This window comes from uncultured Lamprocystis sp. (assembly GCF_903933125.1).
GTDB lineage: Bacteria > Pseudomonadota > Gammaproteobacteria > Chromatiales > Chromatiaceae > Thiodictyon.
In genome coordinates this window covers 1-5,721 of the sequence record NZ_CAIZIZ010000483.1, presented here as the reverse complement: position 1 = coordinate 5,721, position 5,721 = coordinate 1, and the positions used below count along the sequence as shown (strand labels likewise).

Genomic DNA, 5,721 nt, shown 5'->3' with positions numbered 1-5,721 from the left:
GGCCGGAATTATGATCAAGGCCGATTACTCTGCACTGAGCTTGGTCACCGGCGATTCGATGACTTGGCCGTTGAGGATGATTGAAACGCGCCCGATTCGTCCTGCCTCGAGGTCGTCAATGGCTTCGAGGATCTCCGCATTCAGGTCGCGCTCCGCGGCGCGGCGCTGGAGCTGTTCGTCAGTCAATCTCGGCATGATCGGCGATCTCGCGCAATGTATTGAGGGCGGCTGCCGCGATGTTCCCGCGTGCGTTTTTGGCATATACCGTCAACAGCCAGATGCGGTCCTTGGCGTCCTGCAAGTAGTATCGAACGCGTAGTCCCCCGCGTTTGCCCATAGCGGCACTTCCCCACTTGTTGCGCATTCCCTGCACGACCGCTGCATCAGGGGCGGATAATCTGCTCTCCAACGGGGCGCTGACCGCACCCGCCGCCGGGTGGACGCGAGGTCTGAGTGAGGACCCGTTGACCCATCCGGCCGCACCGAACCGCTGAACATCTGCATCTATCGGAGAACAGACCATGAGATTTCCCAAGTACCAGACGCTGACCGCCATCGCGCTCGGGCTCAGCCTCGCTGTCGGCACCGGTGCCGCCTGGTCCGGCCCCCCGGGCGACCGACAGGACCGCTCGGAGGCAAACTTCGACCGGATGGTCGAGGCGCTCAAGCTGACCCCGGAGCAACAGACGCAGGTCCGCACCATCCTGCAGGAGCAGCGTACCGAGGCTGATCGCCTGCGCGCTCAGACCCGCCAGCGGATCGACGCGGTCCTTACGGATGCTCAGCGGGCACAGCGTGATGCGCGGATGCAGCAGGGGTTGGATCGGCGCTTGGAGCGGATGACGCAGCGCCTGAAACTCAGCGCGGATCAGACGACACAGATTCGCGCGATTTTTATGGAGCGTCAGTCAAATCCGGATCTGACCCGCGAGGACATCAAAGAGCGGATTGCCGCCGTCCTCACTCCGGAACAGCGTAAACAGTTCGACTCCAAGGGGCCGCGCGGCGAGCGTGCAGACGGCAAGGGGCGGGCGCCGGAGGCTGACAATCCGCCGGACGAAACTCAGAACGATCCCCTGGGCGGCCCCGACGGCGGTCCTGATCTGGAGCGCTAAGCGATAGGATAAGACCAAGCCGGTTCCCGGCTTGGCCTTTGGTCGTAGGCAGCGAAAGCCTGAAAAACCTCCTATCTCTGGTCGGGCGCGACAGCCATGAGATGCCCGGCGGCGGGTGCCGGTGACCAGTGGGAACTGGTCGAGGTGTCTTTTTTGTCCTTGGTGCATCCATCGCCTGCATGGGCTGGGACCATGGAGCCGGCGAGGATCAGTCCGCCCAGCAGGCAGGCGGTCAGCAGGGTGGAGTTGCTCATGCTCATCTTCGTTTCCTCGGAGTCTGGTGGTCTCGGTACTGACTAGGCAGGAACTTGTCCTACTTCGCTTGTCAGGTTTCGAGGTGTGGGCGTCGGGAGAAACAACAACCCTGCCAATTACGTTGTTCATGTTTTGTCAAGGTTGTGTTGGTCCGCTAGCGACCTTGGGAGCGCGGCTTTCAGCGGCCGATCCAGGTTTGCGAAGAATTGTCATTGACCTTCCGCTCACTCGCCAGATAATCACCGGGTCGCGGCGACGCCGGTTCGACAAGGCACCCTTTGTCGGCGAATCTCACGGCTGACCGCTCTCCCCAGGATCAACGGCGGTTTTTTTTGCTGTCCCCAAGATTTGTACATCCGCGGCGTTGCCCCAACTCTTCGCTCCCGACACTAGGATTTATCACACGCGGGCGTGCGCCTGAATGCGCCCGCCCTTCAATTGTTTCTCTCCCTTCGGAGTCCTTTATGAAGATCGCCCTGATCATCATCGGCGCCCTGGCGCTGGTCGGCGTCGCGGCCATGATCGTGTTCGTCTACGTCGTACAGAACGTGGAGCAGCCGGCCTACCGGGTGGTCGAGGAGGAGGGCGCGCTTGAGTTGCGCGATTACCCCGCGCTCGTGGTGGCGGAAGTCCGGCGGCAAGGGGCGCGGAAAGAGGCGCTGAGCGCCGGATTCGGCCCCCTGGCACGCTATATCTTTGCGAAGGAGCGGGAGGGTGAACGGATCAGCATGACCGCCCCGGTCGAGCAGCAGCGCACCGACACCATCGCCATGACGGTTCCGGTGACGCAGACCCGGCTCGACGACGGCGACTGGTCGGTGCGCTTCATCATGCCGGCGCGATACCAACTCGGCCAACTGCCCGCACCGGCAGCCAAGGAGGTGCGCCTGATCGAAATCCCGGCGCGCCGCAGCGCGGCGATTCGCTTCAGCGGGGTGGCCGATGATGCCTTGATCGCGGCCAAGGAGGCGGAACTGCGGGCCTGGATGTCGGCGCGCAGCCTGGTTCCGGCCGCGGCGCCGGTGTTCGCCTATTATAACGACCCCTTCACCCCCGGTTTTCTGCGCCGCAATGAGGTGATCATTGATCTTACCGACGCTCCGGCGCCGGTGGCGGCGCCGTGATGGCGCCTTTGGGCGACAGTGAGGCGACGGGTCGGTCCGGGCGCGGCGTCGCGATTGCGGCCTTCGTCGCGGCGCTGCTCGCCCTGGCCGCCATCGGGGCCGCCCTGTGGCAACTGCATGCTGCCACGGCGGGGCTCATCATCGCCCGCGATCGTGTCGGCGAAGTCCCGGTCACGGTCTTCCGTCCGGCCGCGGCAACCACTGCACCGGTGGTCGTGATCGCTCATGGCTTCGCCGGGTCCCAGCAATTGATGCAGCCCTATGCGGTCACGCTCGCCCGCAACGGCTTTCTGGTGGTGACCTTCGATTTCCCTGGCCATGGCCGCAATGCCAGTCCCTTCGTTGCGCGCATCGAGGATCAGGAGCGGCGGATCGCGGTCTTGAAGAGTGCGCTGGACGCGGTGACCGAATACGCGCTGAAGCTTCCGGGGGCCGATGGACGACTCGCCCTGCTCGGGCATTCCATGGCGGGCGACGTGATCCTGCGCGCGGCGGCCGCGCGGGGCGATCAGGTGGCGGCGAACGTGCTGCTCTCGCCTTACGTGGGCGAGGATGCGCCGCGGATCGAGCCGCGCGACCTGCTGATCGTCTTTGGTGCCTGGGAACCGGAGATGCTGCACCAAACGGGCCGCGATGCACTGCAGGCGGGCGTCGCCGGCGCAGCGGTGGAAACCGATGTGACCTACGGCGACCTGGCCGACGGCAGCGGTCGGCGGCTGGTGCTGGCGCCTGGGGTCGAGCACATCGGTGTGCTCTATGGCCGGGCCGGGATCAGCGCTGCCCTGGACTGGCTGAACCAGGTGTTTGGCCGGACCGGCAGCGGTTTCATCGATAGCCGCGGGTCTTGGCTTGGGCTGCTCTTTCTCGGCATCGTGGTCCTGGCGTGGCCCCTGTCGCGACTCCTGCCGCGCGCGGCGACCCGGCCCCTGGGTGCCGACCTGACTTGGCGACGGTGGTGGCCGGTGGCGCTGCTGCCGGCCGTCCTGACGCCGCTGATCTTGCGGCCGCTGCCCAACGATTACTTGCCGATCCTGCTCGGAGACTATCTGGCGCTGCACTTCGGTGTCTATGGTCTGCTCACCGCGGTGGGTCTGTGGTTCGTCAACCGCGGTCGTCCGCGCACCGGCCAGAGGCAGGTCCTCTGGCGGGGACTGGTGATCGGCACACTGGCGTCCGGCGCCTACCTGACCCTGGCCATCGCCGTTCCTATGGATCAATTCGTTACCGCCTTCCTGCCCGGTGCCGAACGCATTGTGGTTATCCTCGGCATCCTGCCCGGCACCTGGGCCTACTTCGCCGCCGACGGCTGGCTGACCCGCGGCCCGGGTACGCCCCGAGCCGCGCCGGTGGTCACCAAGATCCTGTTCCTGCTTTCCCTACTGGGGGCGGTTGTCCTGAACCTGAGCGAACTCTTCTTCCTGATTATTATCGTGCCGGCCATCCTCGTCTTTTTTTTGCTGTACGGTCCCATCGGCGGCTGGATTTACCGGCGTACCCGGCACCCGCTGGTCGGGGGATTCGCGATCGGATTCGCCTTCGCTTGGGCGATTGGCGTGACGTTTCCAGTGGTTAACTGATGCTGACGCGAGCGGCGGATGGTCCGCGCAGCGGACCCTACGACCGTGCGGATCGCGAGAAGGCCCCCGTCGACGCGGCGCCCGACAACAGCCGATCGTGGCGGCCGACCAGATAGAGACCCGCCAGACCGCCGTAAAAGCACAGGCCGCCGATCAGCATGAGATGCAATCCCCAGAGCCAGCCGAGGGCGGCGGCGGAGAGGCACAGGGCGCCGATATAGCCCGCCGCGAGGTGCCGGGCGATGGGCCGTCCGAGCCGCCAGAAGACGAGAGCCGCCGCGGCCAAGGCAATGAGCCCCTTGATCAGTACCATGCCGTGCAGGAGTTGCAACAAATCGGGTTCCAGCGGAGGTGTCGGCACCAGCCACAGGGTCAGTATCAGCGCGCACACGCCAGTCAGGGGGATCCATGCCATCAGGGCCAGGCGATTGCCCAGGATTGCCGGGTCCAGTCTGGGCTCCAGCGCGGCCGGTGGGCGGGTTACTAAGGTTTCCGGGAGTTCAATCGGTAAGGACAAGCGACCCATGGTTCCTCCGCGCCCACGGCGTGGCGGCCGACCTGGGCTCAGGCAAAACGTTGAAAGGTGCGGGAAGGCGATTCAGGACTCTATTCGCTGACCAAGGCTAGACCCGTCTGACGCAGAATTCAAACCTGTATTGGATGCGGTTTGGATAAGGTTCTTGCGAATCGGGCACCGAATCTGCGCTGGGAACGCGTGATGAACCGATCGACCGGCCCCGCACGTCCCTGACGACCGTCGAAAAGTGCTTACGGAATGGCACAACCGCAAAAAAATAATAATATTAACAAATAATAATATGATATACTGCTTGTAGTTTCCCTGGAGTGCAGTAACCATGAGCAGTCGTGTATTTAAAGATAAAGTGTTTCCTAAGCACATCTCGGATCTGATGGGCTTGATGCATATGATGGTGTTCGACGGCACGGACGGTGAGGAGCACTGGGATACCTTTCTGACATTCGAACAGAAAGAATGTGTAGCCCTGGCGCTGGCGCATTATTACCAATGCGAGCACTGTATCGAGCACCATACCAAGGCCGTCTGTCGCTTGGGTACGGTTGAACAGGAAAGCTTGTCGAAGAACATGAATTCGATGATCCTCTTCCTGCGCACTGACGTGTCGCGCATCGGCGAAAGCGAAAAGCTGCGCTGGATGCAGGCGTGGCAGGAATATGCATTGAAAATATCGCTGAAACAGCACGATAAGCTGATGCCTTATCTCATCGGGCTGGCGATCGGCATGGCGCGGGATGATCTCTTCCTCATCGAGTTTTGCGGACGCGAAGTCAAGCAGACGCTGCAGGACATGGGTCTTGATCCGCGGCTGGCCATCGGGGAACTGGAGTCGGTGGTGATCTTCATGAAGGCCGCCGCATCGAAGAACCGCATCGCCCCCAAGGTCGAATTGATTTTCTCCGTTTGACATGAAAGTCCTCTCGACCGCTGCGTAGTCAGGGCTTCCAGCCCTGACCGCTCCAGTCCCGACGCCGTCAGGCCAGGATGGCCTGACGACGCATCTTCACGGCAACGGTCACGGTCAGGAACATCAAGCCACCCCGGAAGATGAAAGTCCCTCGTGGGAGCGGCGTCCCGCCGCGATGCGGTGCCGCGGTGACCGCGAACGCTGC

The 5,721-nt window shown here is 63.2% G+C and carries 8 protein-coding genes; 4 read left to right on the top strand and 4 right to left on the bottom strand.

The annotated features are described in order from the left end of the window. Positions 1-24: 24 nt before the first annotated feature. Positions 25-195: a hypothetical protein gene (locus tag QZY03_RS26735; RefSeq protein WP_295586479.1), complete on the bottom strand. Its 171-nt coding sequence runs from the start codon at positions 193-195 to the stop codon at positions 25-27. Continuing rightward, positions 179-301 carry a hypothetical protein gene (locus QZY03_RS26730; RefSeq protein WP_295586476.1) on the bottom strand — a complete coding sequence of 41 codons (123 nt, stop codon included), beginning with the start codon at positions 299-301 and terminating at the stop codon, positions 179-181. The genes QZY03_RS26735 and QZY03_RS26730 overlap by 17 nt, the downstream gene beginning before the upstream one ends. Positions 302-521: 220 nt before the next feature. Between QZY03_RS26730 and QZY03_RS26725 the strand changes: the two genes are divergently transcribed. After that, positions 522-1,115, top strand: coding sequence for a Spy/CpxP family protein refolding chaperone (locus QZY03_RS26725; RefSeq protein ID WP_295586474.1), 594 nt, complete (start codon positions 522-524; stop codon positions 1,113-1,115). A 71-nt stretch (positions 1,116-1,186) separates the two neighbouring features. Here QZY03_RS26725 and QZY03_RS26720 read toward each other — a convergent pair whose 3' ends face one another. Next, positions 1,187-1,375 carry a hypothetical protein gene (locus tag QZY03_RS26720; RefSeq protein ID WP_295586471.1) on the bottom strand — a complete coding sequence of 63 codons (189 nt, stop codon included), beginning with the start codon at positions 1,373-1,375 and terminating at the stop codon, positions 1,187-1,189. Between the two features lie 459 nt (positions 1,376-1,834). On the opposite strand from QZY03_RS26720, the gene QZY03_RS26715 reads away from it, so the two are divergent. Both QZY03_RS26715 and QZY03_RS26710 read left to right on the top strand, forming a co-directional pair. Next, complete coding sequence (locus tag QZY03_RS26715) at positions 1,835-2,494, top strand: heme-binding protein (protein ID WP_295586468.1); 660 nt, start codon at positions 1,835-1,837, stop codon at positions 2,492-2,494. Next, complete coding sequence (locus tag QZY03_RS26710) at positions 2,494-4,071, top strand: alpha/beta fold hydrolase (protein ID WP_295586482.1); 1,578 nt, start codon at positions 2,494-2,496, stop codon at positions 4,069-4,071. The genes QZY03_RS26715 and QZY03_RS26710 overlap by 1 nt, the downstream gene beginning before the upstream one ends. Before the next feature lie 37 nt (positions 4,072-4,108). Here QZY03_RS26710 and QZY03_RS26705 read toward each other — a convergent pair whose 3' ends face one another. Next, complete coding sequence (locus QZY03_RS26705; protein WP_295586466.1) at positions 4,109-4,597, bottom strand: hypothetical protein; 489 nt, start codon at positions 4,595-4,597, stop codon at positions 4,109-4,111. 331 nt (positions 4,598-4,928) lie between these two features. On the opposite strand from QZY03_RS26705, the gene QZY03_RS26700 reads away from it, so the two are divergent. Continuing rightward, positions 4,929-5,516, top strand: coding sequence for a hypothetical protein (locus QZY03_RS26700; protein ID WP_295586463.1), 588 nt, complete (start codon positions 4,929-4,931; stop codon positions 5,514-5,516). The last annotated feature ends 205 nt before the right edge of the window (positions 5,517-5,721 follow it).